Raw genomic sequence first — 17076 nt, 5'->3', positions numbered from 1 at the left:
TCTCAACCCTGTTGACCTTCGATGCTGACGGGCCCGTACGGGTAGCGCTTGCCGGTCCCGACCCAGTCGAGGAAGTCAGCCCTGGCCCCGGGAAAGCCGATCATTTTCCAGCTGCCCATCTCCTTGTTGCCGCCGTGTATCGGGTCCGACAGATAGCCTTCGCGGGTGTTCTCCAGCAGAAACGCGAAGAAATCCGCCGAGGAGATCGCGTCGAATGCCATCGCGCCGGACTCCAGGCGTGCGAGCACGCCGGTTTGTTCCGCGACGGGGAGTTCGGCAAAGCGCTTGCCGGCGAACTCGTGCATGCAGCGTGCGTTCGTCGCCTGGATGCCGGCCCGATACAACTCGCGCGGCGTGAGCCTCGACTGATAGCCAAACAGCGGGGAGGCGGCGCGAAACGGACCCTGCATGTACCAGTGCGCCGCGTAGCCGTAACCGGTTTCCAGTTGCCGGTCGATGAAGACGGGAACGTTCAGGTCGAGCGCACCGGGCCCCTCGTCGTCGTGCGGGATCAGGCGATCCACCGCCGCGAGTACGAAGTGCCATTCTTCGGGCGTGAAGAACACCGGACGATAGGTGTCGAGCCGAACGCCGCTGCCGGCATTTTGCGTCGCCGTCGGTGCCGGCGATGCGTCGTCGCCCGAATGGCACCCGCCTATCGCGACGGCGGCGGGAACGATGGCGACGCGTTTGAGGAAAACACGCCGGCCTGACTCAGGCGCCGGCCTGTCGCCGGATGATTGGCTTTTGTTCATGGATGGGGCGGATCATTCCGTGGTGTCGTCGGAGCGCGGCCGCGAGGGTCTGCCGACCCTGCAGCGACAGCGTGCCGGTACGCACTTCAACAGGCATGAGTCGGGCGGATGCCCAGGAAGGGAGACGCGCGCCGGATCATGTGTCGAAGGGGCCATGCCGCCAAAAGTACCCATGGCCCGGCGCGAAGGCAGCCCCCTGTTCGGGGAGGGCGTGCAGGATCGACCCGCTCCGCGCTGCCGCGCGAGGTCGATCGGGGCGCCCCCCCAGTTAGGGAGGATTCTTGCAAAGGCCCCGACGGGGCGCGGATCATGACGTCGGCGAAGCTTGCTTTTTCGAACTGACGAATGCCGCTCAACGACGCCGGATTGCCGGCGCAGTCATTGCCATGCGCAGTGACATGGGGACCGCCGCGCCAGGGGATTGCAACTGCGTTACTTGATGCCGCCGCGGATCGCGAGCCGGGCGCGGCTCTGCCGAGGCGAGATGAAACCAACCCAGGAGTCTGCCATGTCGACTATCTCTCGACGTACCTTCGTCCAGTCTATCGGTGCCGCCACACTCGCGCCCGGTGTGTTGCTCGCGTCTTCGGAAGGAGGCGCTGCTCCCCAACCGTCCGCGCCATCACAGGGGGGAGGCGGAAGCTATGCCGATTACAAACATATCCGGGTGACCCGCGATAGCGGCGTCGCCACGGTTACCCTGGACTATCCGCCGCTGAATCTGCTCGACGAGGTTCTCTCGGAGGAGTTCGACTCGCTGACCCGGCTGCTGGAACAGGATGCGAGCGTACGTGTCGTTGTCCTGCAGAGCGCCGTGCCGAAGTTCTTCATCGCTCACTCGGGCCTGCATCGTGTCGGCTCGGCGCCGAAGACGACTTCGAATACGCGCACCTTCCGCCTGACACAGATGCTTGGCGAGCGCTTGCGCAACATGCCCAAGGCCGTCATCGCGAAGGTCGAAGGGATCGCCCGCGGCGGCGGCTGCGAAATTGCGCTGGCCGCGGACATGTGTTTCGCCGCGATTGGCGAAGCCGTGTTCGGTCAGCCGGAGGTCGTGTGCGGGCTCGTCCCCGGCGGCGGCAATACGCAGCGCCTGCCGCGGCGGATGGGACGCGCCCGCGCCCTCGAGGTACTGCTGGCCGGGGAAGACTTCTCCGCGGAGCTGGCCGACCACTACGGCTATATCAATCGTGCATTGCCGGCCAGGGAACTGGGCCCGTTCGTGGACAAGCTGGCACGCCGCATCGCGACGTTCCCGCCCTCCACGATTGCACACCTGAAGCGGTCCGTGGACATGGGGTCCGACGTTTCCTTCTCCGAAGGCTTGCTGGTGGAAGCGCACGAGGCCGATCTTTGCGTGGCCAACGAAGCGATACAGGCGCGTGTAAAGGCGATACTCGCAGCCGGTGCCGAGACCTACGAAGGCGAACTCCACTTTCCGGACCTGTCCGCGAAGCTGCCCCCCGCCGATTGAGCGATCTGCGCGGCTCCGGAAGAGAAGGCTCGCCGATTCGAAGACCCGACGCGGCACGCGTCGAGTCAGGCATGGAAATCGCTCCGTTACGTGGATCAGCGTCGCACCGACGCACATCCGATTTCGCGATCCACTGTCAGGAGGCCGCGCCATGCACGAATTCACGAACTGGAGCCCATTGGTTTCGCTGATCGCCGGGATTCTCATTCTGGTGGTACCGCGACTGCTGAATTACATCGTTGCGCTGTACCTGATCATCATAGGGTTGCTCGGGCTTTTCGGCGGACATTTCCACTGACGCGCCGCGCGGAACGGCCCTGTGCATGACCGCACAGGGCCGCTTGCTCGAGTTTTCGGAGACGCGCAATGCCGCCGGGAAACGGCGGCGCGTCGGAACCTACATGTGCTCGACGCGTACCTCGACTGAATCCCTGGGCACGGTCAATCGCGTGCGGCCCAGCAGTGCATCCGCGGGCGCGGCGCCGTCCGGGTTCAACGGCTTCATCTTGTTGAACGTGACGGAAAAGGAGTCCGGCGTGACCGTGGCCGACGCGTAACCCTGCGCGTCGTGGTCGGCGTGGCACAGATCGGGGTTGTTCGCCATCAGGAAGCGGTCGAGCCTGGCAGGCGTCGCCGCGATGGACGCGAGCGGTGTGCCGTTCCATGCCGCCTTCAGGTAGGAATAGAACGACATGCTGCTGATGCCGGCGCAGACGAAATCGACGATGACCGGCACCCCCGTCGCGGGATCGGGATCGTCCCGCACGACGCCGCACTGAAATGCATGCAGGTCTCCGGTAATCGCGACGACGTTATGGATCCCGTGCTCCCTCAAGTAGGCGAGCAGTTCGTGCTTGTGCGCGGGATAACCGTCCCATGCGTCGCAATCGACCACGAGGCGGGCTCCCGGTGTCTGGGGTGCACCCGGCATCACGAACCACAGACGGTTCAACATCACCTCGTTGCCCCATACCTTCCAGGTTGCCGGCGAGCCCTTCATCGCGGCTTTCCACCATTGCGTCTGTTCCGGACCGAGCAGCGACGGCGGGCGGCCCAACTGCCGGGCAAGACGCGCCTCGTCGCGTAGCAGTCCATCCTGCTTGACGAAGTAGCGCGAGCCGGCCGCGTCGTCACCGTGCACCGGGTCGTGCCCGTGCGCGCGCGCGATAGCCGCTTCGCTCACGACATGGTCGTCGCGATACAGCCGCTCGTCCGTCATCACCAGATGCATCAGCATGCCGAAACGAAAATCGCGGTAGATGCGAATGTTCATGTACGACGGATCGTCTGGCTCGAAGCGCACGTCGCCCCAATCCACCGGCATGTACTCTGCCCACGCGCGGCTGGCGTTGCGCCGCCGCCGGGTTTCCTGTCGCTCCTCGTTGGTGTAGACCTGATGATCCTGCCAGCAATCGTCGGAAAATTCGTGGTCGTCCCAGATCGCGATCATCGGCAGGCGCTGGTGCAGTGTCTGCAAGCGCGAATCGGTACGATAGGTGCGATAGAGCGTCCGGTAGTCTTCGAGCGAATCGGCATACGCGCGGCCGTCCGCGAGCCGCTTGCCGTCGGGCAGATGCAGCGGAGAATGTGCCGGCTCGGCCTGGCCGGGGGGAGAGGTCCCGACCGTTTCATAGATATAGTCACCCACGTGCACGACGAAATCGAGATCGCGTTCGGCGGCCATCAGCGTCATCGCTTGCCAGTGGTTGACGCTCCAGTCCTGACAGGTGAGCCACGCGAAGCGAACCTGTTCGTTGGCCTCGCCGGCCTCCGGTGCCGTGCGCGCGACACCGGTCATGCTGACGTCGCCGCTGGCGACGAACCTGTAGTGATAGGTCGTCTTCGGCGAGAGCGCCGTCACCTTCGCGCGCACGGTGAAGTCGTAGATGGCCAGCGCCCTCAGCGGTACGCTGGCGACGAGCGTCGAGAAATCCGGCAGCGTCGATACTTCGAGCCGTAGCGGTACCGCGCGCGCGGCACTTCTTGCATCGTGCTGGTCGCCGCTCGGTACCGGCACACAGCGTGTCCAGAACACGATGGAGCGATCGCGCGGATCGCCGCTTGCGACACCTTGCGGAAATTGACTGGTGTTTTTGCGCACGGTGCTGCCCGGCAGGGCCGCTGGTGAAACGTCGTACGGGACAGCAGCGGCGGCAGCCGCAATGGTAAAAAAGGCCGACGACTTGAGGAAATGGCGACGATCCATTGATCCTCCCGATCGCATCCCGCGGATGCAGGAAGCACTGCAGCAGGTGTCCGCTTCTCTCGCTCAACGAGCTTGCCGGCGTTACGCGGCGAGGGCAGGTAGCGCAGTCGATCCGGAACATTACTGCGAAGATCGACGCCTGAAAAGTCGTACGAACCCCATCTCGAAGGCACGCACGCTACCTGGCGGGCGGCCCCCGTATTCAGGAACACGAATTGCTGGATACGGTGCAGCAAACTCGGGGAGGGAGCAATGCACATTGGCCACACCGTCGGCAAGGTGGCCGCGTGGCTTGCCGTCATCGTCACCCTGGCGCTTGCCGCGCTGGTCATCTTCATCGTCACGTTCGACTGGAATCGAGCCCGGCCGTGGATCGATGACAAGGTGTCGGACGCGATCGGACGTCAGTTCGCGATCAACGGCGATTTGCGTATCGATTGGCGTCGGCCGGTGAGCGAGCAAGGCTGGCGCGCATGGGTGCCGTGGCCGCGATTCAGTGCACGCGATGTCACGATCGCCAATCCCGATTGGGCGCGCACGAAGTATTTCGTCGCGCTGGACATGATCAGCTTCGAAGTCGAGGCGCTGCCGCTGATGGCACGCCGCATCGTGATTCCGGCAATCGACCTGGTCAATCCGTCCGTCGACCTCGAGCGCATCAGGGACGGGCGAGTCAACTGGACGCTCAAGCTCAAGAGCCCCGCGCAGCCGGGCCGATGGACGCTCGACCTGCATCAGGTCGCGTTTGCCCAGGGTCGTCTCGGCTACTACGATCAGCAAAAGCAATTCGATCTGAGCGCCGTGGTCGACACGCTTGGCCAGCCGATCCCGTTCGGCGCGGTGCTGAAACAGCAGCAGGCGTTGGCGCAACACGAATCGGCGCGTGCCGTCGGGCCGGCAGGTCAGAAAAAGCTCGCGGCCCAGGCGCGCGCCGGCCCGGCGCAACCGGCGGTGCCTGCGTCGGGTGCCGAGGCGGCGTCCCGCGCATCGGCCGCGGCGTCGCAAGCGCTGGCCGCTGCGTCCCATGCCGCGGCGACGACATCTCGCACCACGATAGCCCCGGCTGCATCAGGCCCGTCGATGGCATCGAGCGTGCCCGCACTGGCCGCATCTGGCGCAACGGCTTCGGCGACGACGAGCGCATCGACGGGCGCAGCATCCGCGGCACCCGCGGCATCTGCCGGCGTCGGCACGTACGCGATCGGCTGGACCGTCAAGGGGACCTACAAGAAAGGCGCGGTCGCCGGCACGGGCAAGATCGGCAATGTGCTGGAGGTGCAGGGCGCGCAACACCCGTTTCCGGTTCAAGCCGATTTGCGCTTCGGCGATACGCACCTGGCGCTCGTCGGCACGCTGACCGATCCGGCTCACCTGGCGGCGGTCGATCTTCGACTGTGGCTCGCGGGCACCAGCATGGCCAAGCTGTATGACGTCACGGGCCTCACCCTTCCCGAAACCGCTCCCTATGCGACCGACGGCCGACTGGTCGGCCAGTTCCGGGCGTCCGGCAACGTCTTCAAGTACGAGGACTTCACGGGACGCGTCGGCGGCAGCGACATCAACGGCTCGTTGGTGTACGTTTCGCGCGAACCGAGGCCGCTCTTGTCCGGTACGCTGGTGTCGAGGCTGCTGCAGTTTTCCGACCTTGCTCCGCTCATCGGCGCCGACACGAATGCCAGCAAGGCGCGGCGGGGCGCCGCCGTCGCGCAGCCCGCGAACAAGGCATTGCCGGTCGAGGCGTTCCGCACGGACCGCTGGAAGAAGATCGACGCCGACGTTCGATTGACCGGGCGGCGCATCGTCAAGACCGCGAGCCTGCCGATCACCGACCTGTCGACCCACGTCGTGTTGCACGACGGCGTGCTGACGCTCAACCCGCTGAACTTCGGCGTCGCGGGGGGGACGCTTGCTTCGAACATCCACCTGGACGGCAGCGGCATGCCGCTCAAGGGGCGATTCTCGCTGCAGGCGCGACATCTGAAACTCAAGCAACTGTTCCCGACATTTCCGGTGATGCAAACGGCGCTCGGCGAGGTCAACGGCGATGCCGCGCTGTCGGCCACCGGCAATTCGCCGGCGGCACTCGCCGCGACTTCCAACGGGGAAGTGAAGACATTGGTGACCGACGGCACGGTGAGTCTCTTGCTGATGGAAGCCGCGGGGCTGAACGTTGCAAACGTGGTGTACGAGAAATTGTTCGGCACGCGCGACGTCAAGATCAACTGCGGTGTGGCCGACTTCGTGGTCACCGACGGCGTGCTCGACTCGCGCGTATTCGCGCTCGACACCGAGGATGCGGTGATCGGCATGGATGGCAACGTGAACCTGCGGGACGAGACCATGAATCTGACGATCCATCCCCACACCAAGGGATTCCGGGTGATATCGCTACGCTCGCCGCTGTACGTCACCGGGTCCTTCAAGCAACCGCACGTCGGGGTGAAGGCGGGCGCACTGATCGCGCGTGGCGGTGCCGCGATCGGGCTGGGCTTGCTGAATCCGCTCGCCAGTCTGCTCGCGTTGCTGCAGCCGGGCCGCAGTCGCTCGTTGCCGTGCGGGCAGATGCTGGCCGACATGGAGCAGCGCCCGACGGCGCCGCCGCCGGGCGTCCGACAGGGAAAGAAGGCTGTACCGGCGTACATGAACGCGCCGTTGGCTGCTCCTGCCGCTTCCGCGCCGGCGGGTGCCGAACCCGGGCATTCGACGCGGGCGAACCGGGGTTCCTCTCATGACCGGTAACGCCACGTGCGCGGTCCGTTCCCGCGCTCGGCCGCCTCGAGTACACGCACGAGCATCGACAGATCGCGCAGGGGGCGCGGCGATTGCGATACGCGCGTGACCCAACCCTCGTGGCGCTGATGAATCGCGACGTCGTCGTGTGCAACTCGTGCGCGTGTCGACAGCGGGCCCGGTTGCGGAATCCGATGGGCGACAAGCCGAAGTAGCGTGGCGACGCGCGTCCGCGAAGCGCGGCCGATGCAGGTAGCCGGAATACCGCGAGATCGCGTTCGGGATGCCGTTCGATTTGCGTGGCCGGCCGATTCTCGGCCGCCGGCAGGGCACCGCATCGGCCGAACGCAGGCGCACCGCGTCGACCCGTGACGACAGGTTCCTGCTTGCCTTGCCGTCACCCGGTGTCTGCGGCCGATATGGACAGGCGGCGACGTCGAATGGCGGTTGAGATCGAATCGCGTGCGGTGCACAATCCGGAAACAGAATGACATCGCGCAAACGGGCCGTCTCGCTTCACGTATTCCGGCGCACGATGACGGATGGAACGCCGTGCCGGCGATCGACCGGCGCGGTTGTCCGTCATCGTGCGCTGCGCGGATATCACGTCGAATTCGCGGTTCCCGTTAATCGTCAATCCAGGCCGGGTCCCGATCGGCACGAGTTGAACAAGATGAATGCACCTGACCTCAATCTCTTGATTGTTCTGGATGCCTTGCTGTCCGAGAACAGCGTCGCGCGGGCCGCGGAGACGCTCGGCCTCAGCCCGTCGGCATTGAGCCGGTCCCTGGCCCGCCTGAGGGCCACGACGGGTGATCCGCTGCTCGTCAGGGCCGGACGCGATCTGGTGCCGACGCCTCATGCGCTTGAACTGCGGGTCCAGGTTCGCGCGCTCGTGGAAGGCGCGCAGGCCGTCCTGTGTCCGTGCAAGAACGCGGACCTCGGCGGGCTCGAGCGCACGTTTACGATTCGTGCCAACGAAGGGTTCGTCGATACGTTCGCGGCCGAACTGCTCGCGCTGGTGATGGAAACCGCGCCGAACGTTCGGCTGCGCTTCGCGCCGAAGCCGGACAAGAGTGTCGAGGCGTTGCGCATGGGGGCCGTCGATCTCGAAATCGGCGTGGTGGGCCATACGGGCCCCGAATTGCGTGTACAGGCGCTGTTCCGCGACCGCTTCATCGGCGTCGTTCGGGCCGGTCACCCGCTTGCGCGGGAGGAGGTCACGCCGCAGCGATATGCATCGTTCGGCCATATCAGCGTGTCGCGGCGGGGGCAGCTCAGCGGCCCCATCGACAACGTGCTTGATACGCTGGGGCTGCAGCGAACCGTCGCGGCGATCGTGTCCGGTTTTCCCGCCGCATTGTCCCTGGCGCGCGACTCGGATTTGATCGCCAATGTTCCGGAGCGGCAGACCGGGAAATCGCGGGGGGGAATGTTCAGCTTCCCGTTGCCGGTGCTGACTGCCACGTTGACGGTTTCGCAGATATGGCATCCGCGCTTCGATAACGACCCCGCGCATCGCTGGCTGCGCAGTTGCCTGCGACGTGTCTGCGCGACCCAGGCGTCGTCGTTGTACGATGTCGGCGCACCTGAACCATGACGGTGCACACGTCACGTTCGCGCGCGTCAACTGCATGAATACATTGAGCCTGACGCATCTTCCGCGCGGGATTGCAACTCGGTATGCTCAACCTTGTCCGATTGCTGCGTCCGGCGTAATTAATCCGTATTGCATTGTTTCGCTCAATGCACCTTGATTCGTGATTGTTGCCTGATCGTTGCTGATAATGATCCCGAGGTACGCGAGCGGCACATGGCCGATTCGCGTGCATTACTGACTTAATAAATAAAGAAACAGGCTGGCGCTTTGGCGCCAAGCACTGTCGTTTGCGCTTTCGAGGGCTGAACAGGATGATTCACGCTTCGCAGGATGGGCGTGCGCCGAGTCGGCCAGCATGGTTAATTGTTCTGGAGATTAGAATGACTCGGTTGGCATTGAACATGACACCCCCCACTGCGGTCGCGTTGAGCACGAGAGAGTGTGAAGTATTGAAATGGGCAGCCGAAGGGAAGACTGCCTATGAGATAGGCATGATTCTCGGATTGACCGAACGTACGATCAATTTTCACATTTCACGTTCCATTGCCAAGCTGGACGCTTCGAACAAGACAAACGCGGTCGTGAAAGCCGTGCTGATGGGCCTGATCGTATTCGTTTAGAAAGGACCCGGGGCGCCCGCCCCGGGGAAGCCGTTTTTCAGATCGCGCCCTGGAACGCCAGCACGCGCGCCTTGAACTCTTCGGGAACCGGCATCGTCGCATTGCTCGCATAGTCGAACATCACGTGCGTCGACTGCGCGCGGGCAACGATCGCGTCGTCGCCGGCCGCGCCGTTGTCCCGCATCATCAGGTGCTCGAGTTCGAAGCTCTTCGAGCCGAAACGGGTAATGCTGCTGCGCACGGTGATCGTATCCCCGTACTGGGCGGGCTTCAGGTACTCGCACGACGTCTTGACCATGATGTGCGGCAACTTCTCCGAATACGGCAGCTCCAGCAGGTCGTGCATGAACGTCAGATACGCGTGCTGAAGGTAATCGTAATAAACCGGGCTGCTGACATGTCCGAGTCCGTCCGTCTCCCGGTATTTAACTGTAATTTCAGTTTCATAATGATTTTTCGTCATGTGTATCTCCATGTGAGAGTGCGAGGTGCAATGGCGCATGTCCTCGCGATGAAAATAAATTGAATCGGATGGTTTTAGATACTGTAAAAAATGGCAGATTGAGGAATTCGATCGGCGACTGAGATAAGTGACAGTATCGAATCGAATTTGATAAAGCTTTAATTGACCCCCGTGAGTTTCGTATTGTCGAATCGAAATCGGAGAGTCAAGTGGAACAGCCTCATCTGAAAGGGACGGCGGCGGTCACCGGGGCAATGCAACTGCGCGGCGAGTTGCATGCCGACGCCGCGACCACTCGCGTGGTACGTGGCGCCCAGCGCGCACTCGCCCGCATCCTCGCGGGCAGGGACGATCGCCTCGCGTTGATCGTCGGGCCGTGCTCGATTCACGACACGGACGCCGCGCTCGAATTCGCGCGCCGGCTCGCGCCGCTGCGGGCGCGTTACGCCGATACGCTCGAGGTCGTGATGCGCACGTACTTCGAAAAGCCGCGCACCACGGTCGGCTGGAAGGGGTTGATCAACGACCCGCGGCTCGACGGAAGCTATCGCGTCGACGACGGGCTGCGTCTCGCGCGTCGCCTGCTGCTCGACGTCAACGCACTCGGCATGCCGGTCGCGACCGAGTTTCTCGATCCGCTCACGGCGCCCTACCTCGACGATCTGGTGTCCTGGGGTGCGATCGGCGCACGCACGACCGAGTCGCAGATTCACCGGCAGATCGCATCCGGCCTCGATGCGCCGATCGGCTTCAAGAACGGCACCGACGGCAACGTGAAGATCGCGATCGACGCGGTTCGCACGTCGCGGGCAGCGCATCACTATCTCCGCCCGCGTGACGAAGGCGGCCTCGAGGTCGCGGCCACGCAGGGCAATCCGAATACGCACATCGTGCTGCGCGGCGGGCGCGTGCCGAACTACGACGACGTCAGCGTGACGGCCGCCTGTGCGGCGCTGCGCGATGCGCAGTTGCCGCCGCACGTCGTGATCGATGCGAGTCACGGCAACAGCGGAAAGCAGACGCGCGCCCAAATCGCCGTATGCGAGAACGTGGCCGGGCAGCTGCGCGACGGGCAGCGCGCGATTGCCGGCGTGATGGTCGAGTCGTTTCTCGTCGAGGGGCGGCAGGACATCGTGCCCGGCCGGGCACTGACCTACGGGCAGAGCGTGACGGACGCCTGTCTCGGCTGGGAGGACACGGTTGCACTGATCGAGCTGTTCGCCGCCGCGGTCGGGTCGCGGCGGCGGTCCCGAGTCGGCTTTCTGGTACCGGGTGTTCCGGCCGGCACCGTACAAGCCATTTCTTACTGAAAGGAGCTTTCTTGAACTCACCCATCGATATCGCACACGCGCTCGACTGGAAGGGGGACGGCGCAAGCCGGACACCGTTCGAAGCCTATACGAGCGATGCGCTTTACCAGCGCGAACTGGAGCGTTTGTTCTATTCGAAACACTGGTGTTACATCGGCCTCGAGGCGGAAGTGCCGTCTCCCGGCGATTTCCAGCGCACCGAAGTCGGCGAGCGTTCGGTCGTGATGACGCGCACCGAGGACGGCGAGGTGGTCGTGTTCGAGAACGCCTGCGCGCATCGCGGCATGCAGTTCTGTCGTGAACGCGCGGGGAACGCGAAGGATTTCCACTGCCCGTATCACCAGTGGAACTACGACCTGAAGGGCAACCTTGTCGGCGTGCCGTTCCGGCGCGGCGTACGGCAGAGCGGCAAGATCAACGGCGGCATGCCGCCGGATTTCGATCCGAAGAATCACGGGTTGCGGCGGCTGCGCGTGTCGACGCGCGGCGGCGCGGTGTTCGCGTCGTTCGACCAGGACGTCGAGTCGTTCGAGGATTTCCTCGGTCCCGACATCCTGCGCTATTACGACCGCCTGTTCCACGGGCCGAAGCTGACCGTGCTCGGTTATACGCGCCAGCGCGTGCCGAGCAACTGGAAGCTGATGGTGGAGAACATCAAGGACCCCTATCACGCGGGGCTGCTGCACACCTGGTTCGTCAACTTCGGGCTGTGGCGCGCGGACAATCCGGCCCAGCTGGTCACCGACGCGCATCACCGTCACGGCGCGATGATCTCGATCCGCAGCGGCGGGGGCGGCGGCGAGGTCACGCACAACGTGACGAGCTTCAAGGAGCGCATGACGCTGAACGACGACCGTTTCCTCGACGTCGTGCACGAGCCGTGGTGGGGCGAGCCGACCGTCGTGATGCTGACGTTGATGCCGAGCGTGATCATCCAGCAGCAGGTGAATGCGCTGTCGACCCGGCGCATCCGCCCGGTCAGCCCCGGCGTGTTCGATTACGTCTGGACGCACTTCGGATTCGAGACGGACGACGAGGACATGACGCGCCGGCGGCTGCGTCAGGCCAACCTGTTCGGGCCGGCCGGCTTCGTTTCGGCGGACGACGGCGAAGTGATCGAGTGCGTGCAGCAGAGCTTCGAGCAGATCCAGCACGGCAACGTATACAACGAGCTCGGCGGCCGCGAAGTCGACGAGCGCACCGACCACATGGTCAGCGAAACGCTCGTGCGCGGCATGTACCAGTACTGGCGCCACGTGATGGAGGCATGAATGACGATTTCATCCGCATTGGCCGACGCACGGCCCGCGACGCGCGGCACCGGAACGGTTGCGGCGACCTTCGCCGATTTCTACGGGCTCGTGGACCTGAACGCGCGCTACGCGTCTGCACTGGATCGCGGCGACTGGGACGCGTGGCCGGAATTCTTCGAGGAGGACTGCACGTATCAGCTGTTGCCGCGCGAGAACCATGAACGCGACTTTCCGCTTGCGCTGCTCGCGTTCGAGAGCAAGGGGATGCTGAAGGATCGCGTGTACGGCATCAAGGAGACGCTGTTCTACGACCCGTACTACCAGCGCCACCTGATCGGCACGCCGCTCATCACGTATCTCGACGAATCGGTCATCGAGGCCGAAACGAACTACGCGGTGCTGCGTACCAAGAGCGAACAGATGAGCGACGTGTACAACACCGGTCGTTATCTCGACCGGATACGCCGCACGCCGCACGGGCTGCGTTTCGAGTCGCGCATCTGCGTGTACGACAGCGAGATGGTGCCGAATTCGATCATCTATCCGATCTGAGGAGGCAGCGTGACGACGGAATGGACCTATGCGGTCGATACGGCCGCGGTACGCGAGGAGGGGCTGACGGGCGTGATCGTCGGCGGGCGCGACATTGCGCTGTTCGCGGTCGACGACGAGATCTTCGCGACCGACAACCAGTGCACGCACGGCGAGGCGCGCCTGAGCGACGGTTTTCTGCTCGACGACGAAATCGAGTGCCCGCTGCATCAGGGGCGCTTCAGCGTGCGGACCGGTGCCGCGCTGTGCGCGCCGGTCACGGCTTGCGTGAAGACGTTCCCGGTGAAGATCGAGGCGGGCCGGGTGTTCGTGCGATTCGATACCGAAGTCGCGCATGACGAAGCGGATGCATCAACGGGAGAGCGGACATGAGTGCCTATGTGGTGGTGGATGTCGACGTATACGACGAAGTGCGATTTGCCGAATACCGGAAGCTCGGTGTGCCGACGATCGCCGCGCACGGCGGCCGCGTGCTCGCGCGCAGCGACGACGTGGTCGTGCTTGAAGGCGAATGGACGCCGCGGCGCCTGGTCGTGCTGGAGTTCGACGATCTCGACGCGGCGCGCCGCTGGCACGGCTCCGACGAATATCAGCGCGCGAGGCAGCTGCGGCTCGATGCGGCCGACACGCACAGCATCGCGCTCGGGAGCCTGTGACGCCGGGGCCGCGCTCGGCCGCGGCCCGCGAGACCAAGTGGGGGGAAGACATGACGGCATATATCGTGTTTGACATCGATGTTCACGACGCACGCGGTTACGAGGAGTACCGCGAGATCGGCGCGCCGACCGTCGCTGAATTCGGCGGGCGTTTCCTGGTGCGCGGCGGCGAGGCGGCAACACTCGAAGGCGCGTGGTCGCCTCGGCGCGTCGTGGTGCTCGAATTCGATTCGATCGACCGCGCAAAGGCGTGGTACGAGTCCGACGGCTATCGGCGCGCACGGGATATTCGCGAACGCACCGCACGCACGATCGGCATCATCGTACAGGGCGCGGCACCGGCGGCAACCGTGGGAGAGCAGGGATGACCGGGACGACTTCGGCGGCGCGCATCGCGATCGTGGGCGCGGGTATCGGCGGGTGCGCGCTCGGCGCGATGCTGCAACGGATCGGCCATGACGTGCGCCTGTTCGAGCAGGCGCCGGCGTTTGCCCGGGTGGGCGCCGGCATTCACCTGAGCCCGAACCTGATGCGGGTGATGCGGCTGCTCGGCGTGCATCGCCAGGCCCTGTGGGCGGGCCAGGAACCCGATGCGTTCGCCAACCGCCAGGCGGCCGACGGTGAGCTGCTGTATCGGCTGCCGCTCGGCGAACACGCGATCGGCCGCTTCGGCGCGACGTTCGTGACGCTCAAGCGCGGCGACCTGCATGCCGCGCTGTTGGGGGCGGTGGCGCCCGGGACGATCGCGTGGGGCAAGCGTCTCGCCGGCCTCGACCCGGCGGGCGACGCGATCAGGCTGACGTTCGAGGACGGTTCGAGCGAAACGGCCGATCTGGTGATCGGGGCAGACGGCCTGCGCTCGCGCGTGCGCGAGGCGCTGCGCGGATTCGAGGCGCCGGAATTCTCCGGGCAGGTCGCGTTTCGCGGGGCGTATCCGCGCGCGCTGCTGGGCGAACTCGCGGTCGAGGATCTGACCAAGTGGTGGGGCGACCGGAAATTCGTGCTGTCGTACTGGCTCGATCGTGCGCGCCGCGAATTCTATTTCGCCGCGATGACACCGCAGGCCGAGTGGCCCACGCAGGCTTCGTCGATGCCGGGCGACGTCGACGAGATGCAGGCGATCTTCGCGGATTTTCATCCGGCCGTGCGTCACATGCTGGCACGCGCGCCACGCGAGTCGGTCATGAAGTGGGCGTTGTTCGAACGTTCGCCGCAGTTCGAGTTCGGCAACGAGCGCGTCGTGCTGATCGGCGACGCCTGTCATCCGATGCGCCCGTTCATGTCGCAGGGCGCGGCCATGGCGCTCGAGGACGCGACGATCCTGCTGCGTGCGCTCATCGGCTCGTCGAACGCGGCGAGTGCGTTCTCGACCTATGCGCAGTGCCGGGTCGCGAGACTCGGCGAAGTGCATCGCGTGTCCGCCGCGAATACCTTCATGCACGGCCCGACCGAGCCGGACTGGGTGTTCGGCTACGATGCGCTGACCGCGCACGCGTCGCCCGCGCTGCCGCCGTTGCCGGTCGAGCTGGACTGGCTGGTCGGCGCGTCGCCGCTCGCCGCGCGCATGCAGGCCGCGGCGACGCGTGCGGTACCGTCGCATCGGTCGCCGCCGGTGCCGCACGCGCCGGCACCGTATTAGACCGGTGCCGGGTTGCGCTCGAAGCCGCGCTGGTGCCAGTACGGGTAGGGCAGTTGCGTCGTACTGGCGGCATCGAGCCGCTTCACCTGGTCGGGTGTCAAGGCCCAGCTGGCCGCCTGCGCGTTCTCGCGCAATTGCGTGGCGTTGCGGGCGCCGATGATCACGTTCGCGACGGTGGGCCGCCGCAGCAACCAGTTGAGTGCGACCTGCGCGACCGACTTGCCGGTTTCGGCGGCGATCTCGTCGAGCGCATCGACGACGTGGTGCAGCAGGGCATCCGTGACGGGCGGCCCCTCGTTGGCGGTCTTGTGCAGCCGGCTCGTCTCCGGCAACGGCCGGCCCCGTCCGATCAGGCCGGTCAGCCGCCCCCATCCGAGCGGGCTCCAGACGATCGCGGACACCTGCTGGTCGAGCGCGAGCGGCATCAGCTCCGTTTCGTAGTCGCGGCCGATCAGCGAATAGTAGACCTGGTGCACGGCATGCCGCGTGAGCCCGTCGCGATCGGCGGCCGCGAGCGACTTCATCAGGTGCCAGCCGGAGAAGTTCGAGCAGCCGATCACGCGGATCTTGCCGGCGCGCACGAAATCGTCGAGCGTGCGCAGGGTTTCCTCGACGCGTGTCTGGGCATCGAATCCATGCAACTGGTACACGTCGATGTAGTCGGTGCCGAGCCGCTTGAGGCTGCCGTGAATGGCATTGGCGAGATGATGGCGCGACGACCCGACGTCATTCGGGCCTTCGCCGAGCCGGAACGTGCCCTTCGTCGACACGATCACGCGATCGCGCCGGCCGGCGATCGCCTGGCCGAGCAGCTCTTCGGCGAGTCCGTCGGAATAGACGTCCGCGCTGTCGAACATCGAGATGCCGGCGTCGAGCGCGATGTCGACGAGCTCGCGCGCGCCGGCGGCGTCCGTGCTGCCCCATTCCCTGAAGAATGCGTTGCCGCCGCCGAACGTCGCGGTGCCGAGACTCAGAACGGGGACCTTGAAGCCGGTTCCGCCGAGGGTTCGGTATTCCATGATCGGTACTCCTTGTAGAAGCGTGAAGGACTGCAGGATGGCGCCGCGCGGGCGCCGCGAGGGTGTGTCGGATACGGGCGGCGGACGGCAGGGCATGCGCCCGCCGTCCGCCGGGGCTCACGGGGGCGACCGGTCGGTGTGCATCAGCCACGCTGTCAGCAGGACGCCGGCGAATGCGGCACACGCGCCGACGGCGAAGGCGGACGGGTAGTCGGTACGCGCGACGACCCAGCCCGCGAGCGGGCCGGTGCACGCATAGGCGACGTCCTGGAACGCCGTGAAGCCGCCGAGGGCGGTGCCGCGTGCCTGCGCCGGCACGTGCCGGAGGGTGGCGACGCCGAGCGCGGGAAAGACCAGCGAACAGCCGAGGCCGGACACGGTCGCGCCGACGAGCGCGACGCCGGATACCGGCGCCGCCCACAGGAGAGCCTGGCCGATCGCCTCGACCGCGAGCGCGGCGAGCGCGACCGGATAACCGCCGAACCGGTCGGGCAGATGGCCGAACAGGACGCGGACGAGGACGAAGGCGCCGCCGAAGCAACTGAGCGCGAGGCCCGCGCCTTCCCATCCGCGCGCCTGGAACAGCAGCGTCACGAACGCGCCGATCGCCGCGAAACCGACGCCCTGCAGCGCGAGGCTGCATCCGGGCCGCGCGATGATTCGCAGCACGCGGGACAGCGGCACCCGCAGGCCCGGCTGCGGCGCGACGGCAGGCAGCGAAGCGACGAGCGCCAGTGCGATGCAGGGCAGGACGATCGTGGCGCCGGCCACGGCCGCCAGCCCGCCGGCGCGCGCGAGC

At 65.6% G+C, this 17076-nt stretch carries 17 protein-coding genes; 12 read left to right on the top strand and 5 right to left on the bottom strand.

Going from position 1 to position 17076, the window contains the following annotated elements:
- Positions 1-2: 2 nt before the first annotated feature.
- Positions 3-755 carry a gluconate 2-dehydrogenase subunit 3 family protein gene (locus tag DPV74_RS02035; protein ID WP_081076278.1) on the bottom strand — a complete coding sequence of 251 codons (753 nt, stop codon included), beginning with the start codon at positions 753-755 and terminating at the stop codon, positions 3-5.
- A 508-nt stretch (positions 756-1263) separates the two neighbouring features.
- Between DPV74_RS02035 and DPV74_RS02030 the strand changes: the two genes are divergently transcribed.
- Both DPV74_RS02030 and DPV74_RS02025 read left to right on the top strand, forming a co-directional pair.
- A complete protein-coding gene (locus tag DPV74_RS02030) occupies positions 1264-2229 on the top strand; it encodes an enoyl-CoA hydratase/isomerase family protein (RefSeq protein WP_060082737.1) in 966 nt (321 codons plus the stop codon).
- A 151-nt stretch (positions 2230-2380) separates the two neighbouring features.
- The gene (locus tag DPV74_RS02025; protein ID WP_021157720.1) at positions 2381-2527 is read left to right on the top strand and encodes a DUF3096 domain-containing protein; all 147 of its coding nucleotides are present in this window, start codon (positions 2381-2383) and stop codon (positions 2525-2527) included.
- Positions 2528-2626: 99 nt separating this feature from the next.
- Here DPV74_RS02025 and DPV74_RS02020 read toward each other — a convergent pair whose 3' ends face one another.
- Positions 2627-4435, bottom strand: coding sequence for an alkaline phosphatase (locus DPV74_RS02020; RefSeq protein ID WP_091922940.1), 1809 nt, complete (start codon positions 4433-4435; stop codon positions 2627-2629).
- Between the two features lie 252 nt (positions 4436-4687).
- Here DPV74_RS02020 and DPV74_RS02015 point away from each other — a divergent pair, with 252 nt between their 5' ends.
- From DPV74_RS02015 to DPV74_RS02000, 3 genes are all read left to right on the top strand, one after another.
- Complete coding sequence (locus DPV74_RS02015) at positions 4688-7174, top strand: AsmA family protein (protein ID WP_119336422.1); 2487 nt, start codon at positions 4688-4690, stop codon at positions 7172-7174.
- Positions 7175-7838: 664 nt separating this feature from the next.
- Positions 7839-8765, top strand: coding sequence for a LysR family transcriptional regulator (locus tag DPV74_RS02005; RefSeq protein ID WP_059696994.1), 927 nt, complete (start codon positions 7839-7841; stop codon positions 8763-8765).
- A gap of 380 nt (positions 8766-9145) precedes the next feature.
- Positions 9146-9385 carry a LuxR C-terminal-related transcriptional regulator gene (locus DPV74_RS02000; protein WP_225723211.1) on the top strand — a complete coding sequence of 80 codons (240 nt, stop codon included), beginning with the start codon at positions 9146-9148 and terminating at the stop codon, positions 9383-9385.
- A gap of 37 nt (positions 9386-9422) precedes the next feature.
- On the opposite strand, the gene DPV74_RS01995 is transcribed toward DPV74_RS02000, so the two are convergent.
- Positions 9423-9848 carry a thioesterase family protein gene (locus DPV74_RS01995; RefSeq protein ID WP_021157713.1) on the bottom strand — a complete coding sequence of 142 codons (426 nt, stop codon included), beginning with the start codon at positions 9846-9848 and terminating at the stop codon, positions 9423-9425.
- Between the two features lie 209 nt (positions 9849-10057).
- On the opposite strand from DPV74_RS01995, the gene DPV74_RS01990 reads away from it, so the two are divergent.
- The 7 genes from DPV74_RS01990 to DPV74_RS01960 are packed head-to-tail and all read left to right on the top strand — an operon-like array spanning position 10058 to position 15258.
- Positions 10058-11158: a 3-deoxy-7-phosphoheptulonate synthase gene (locus DPV74_RS01990; protein WP_091922945.1), complete on the top strand. Its 1101-nt coding sequence runs from the start codon at positions 10058-10060 to the stop codon at positions 11156-11158.
- An 11-nt stretch (positions 11159-11169) separates the two neighbouring features.
- Positions 11170-12429, top strand: coding sequence for a Rieske 2Fe-2S domain-containing protein (locus DPV74_RS01985; RefSeq protein WP_021157710.1), 1260 nt, complete (start codon positions 11170-11172; stop codon positions 12427-12429).
- Complete coding sequence (locus DPV74_RS01980; protein ID WP_027792273.1) at positions 12430-12963, top strand: aromatic-ring-hydroxylating dioxygenase subunit beta; 534 nt, start codon at positions 12430-12432, stop codon at positions 12961-12963.
- Positions 12964-12972: 9 nt separating this feature from the next.
- Positions 12973-13335 carry a non-heme iron oxygenase ferredoxin subunit gene (locus DPV74_RS01975; protein ID WP_059696880.1) on the top strand — a complete coding sequence of 121 codons (363 nt, stop codon included), beginning with the start codon at positions 12973-12975 and terminating at the stop codon, positions 13333-13335.
- On the top strand, positions 13332-13619 hold the full coding sequence (locus tag DPV74_RS01970; RefSeq protein WP_027792275.1) for a DUF1330 domain-containing protein: 288 nt from the start codon (positions 13332-13334) through the stop codon (positions 13617-13619). Before DPV74_RS01975 ends, DPV74_RS01970 begins: the two co-directional genes overlap by 4 nt.
- Positions 13616-13987: a DUF1330 domain-containing protein gene (locus tag DPV74_RS01965; protein WP_240439900.1), complete on the top strand. Its 372-nt coding sequence runs from the start codon at positions 13616-13618 to the stop codon at positions 13985-13987. Before DPV74_RS01970 ends, DPV74_RS01965 begins: the two co-directional genes overlap by 4 nt.
- Positions 13984-15258, top strand: a complete 1275-nt coding sequence (locus tag DPV74_RS01960) for an FAD-dependent monooxygenase (RefSeq protein ID WP_091922947.1) — start codon at positions 13984-13986, stop codon at positions 15256-15258. The genes DPV74_RS01965 and DPV74_RS01960 overlap by 4 nt, the downstream gene beginning before the upstream one ends.
- On the opposite strand, the gene DPV74_RS01955 is transcribed toward DPV74_RS01960, so the two are convergent.
- Together DPV74_RS01955 and DPV74_RS01950 are read right to left on the bottom strand one after the other, a co-directional pair.
- Complete coding sequence (locus tag DPV74_RS01955; RefSeq protein ID WP_060082679.1) at positions 15255-16277, bottom strand: aldo/keto reductase; 1023 nt, start codon at positions 16275-16277, stop codon at positions 15255-15257. The genes DPV74_RS01960 and DPV74_RS01955 overlap by 4 nt on opposite strands.
- Before the next feature lie 117 nt (positions 16278-16394).
- Positions 16395-17076: MFS transporter (locus DPV74_RS01950; protein ID WP_119336421.1), on the bottom strand; the 682-nt coding region annotated here is incomplete at its 5' end.

The organism is Burkholderia sp. HAN2018 (genome assembly GCF_024704855.1).
Taxonomy (GTDB): domain Bacteria; phylum Pseudomonadota; class Gammaproteobacteria; order Burkholderiales; family Burkholderiaceae; genus Burkholderia; species Burkholderia cepacia.
Note: the sequence above shows the minus strand (reverse complement) of the source record. Positions and strands in the feature narration are given on the sequence as shown.

What these genes read in the sequence shown, in the direction of transcription:
- DPV74_RS02035 (WP_081076278.1), bottom strand. Translation starts at nt 755, where the DNA reads ATGAACAAAAGCCAATCATCCGGCGACAGGCCGGCGCCTGAGTCAGGC.
- DPV74_RS02030 (WP_060082737.1), top strand. Translation starts at nt 1,264, where the DNA reads ATGTCGACTATCTCTCGACGTACCTTCGTCCAGTCTATCGGTGCCGCC.
- DPV74_RS02025 (WP_021157720.1), top strand. Translation starts at nt 2,381, where the DNA reads ATGCACGAATTCACGAACTGGAGCCCATTGGTTTCGCTGATCGCCGGG.
- DPV74_RS02020 (WP_091922940.1), bottom strand. Translation starts at nt 4,435, where the DNA reads ATGGATCGTCGCCATTTCCTCAAGTCGTCGGCCTTTTTTACCATTGCG.
- DPV74_RS02015 (WP_119336422.1), top strand. Translation starts at nt 4,688, where the DNA reads ATGCACATTGGCCACACCGTCGGCAAGGTGGCCGCGTGGCTTGCCGTC.
- DPV74_RS02005 (WP_059696994.1), top strand. Translation starts at nt 7,839, where the DNA reads ATGAATGCACCTGACCTCAATCTCTTGATTGTTCTGGATGCCTTGCTG.
- DPV74_RS02000 (WP_225723211.1), top strand. Translation starts at nt 9,146, where the DNA reads ATGACTCGGTTGGCATTGAACATGACACCCCCCACTGCGGTCGCGTTG.
- DPV74_RS01995 (WP_021157713.1), bottom strand. Translation starts at nt 9,848, where the DNA reads ATGACGAAAAATCATTATGAAACTGAAATTACAGTTAAATACCGGGAG.
- DPV74_RS01980 (WP_027792273.1), top strand. Translation starts at nt 12,430, where the DNA reads ATGACGATTTCATCCGCATTGGCCGACGCACGGCCCGCGACGCGCGGC.
- DPV74_RS01970 (WP_027792275.1), top strand. Translation starts at nt 13,332, where the DNA reads ATGAGTGCCTATGTGGTGGTGGATGTCGACGTATACGACGAAGTGCGA.
- DPV74_RS01960 (WP_091922947.1), top strand. Translation starts at nt 13,984, where the DNA reads ATGACCGGGACGACTTCGGCGGCGCGCATCGCGATCGTGGGCGCGGGT.
- DPV74_RS01955 (WP_060082679.1), bottom strand. Translation starts at nt 16,277, where the DNA reads ATGGAATACCGAACCCTCGGCGGAACCGGCTTCAAGGTCCCCGTTCTG.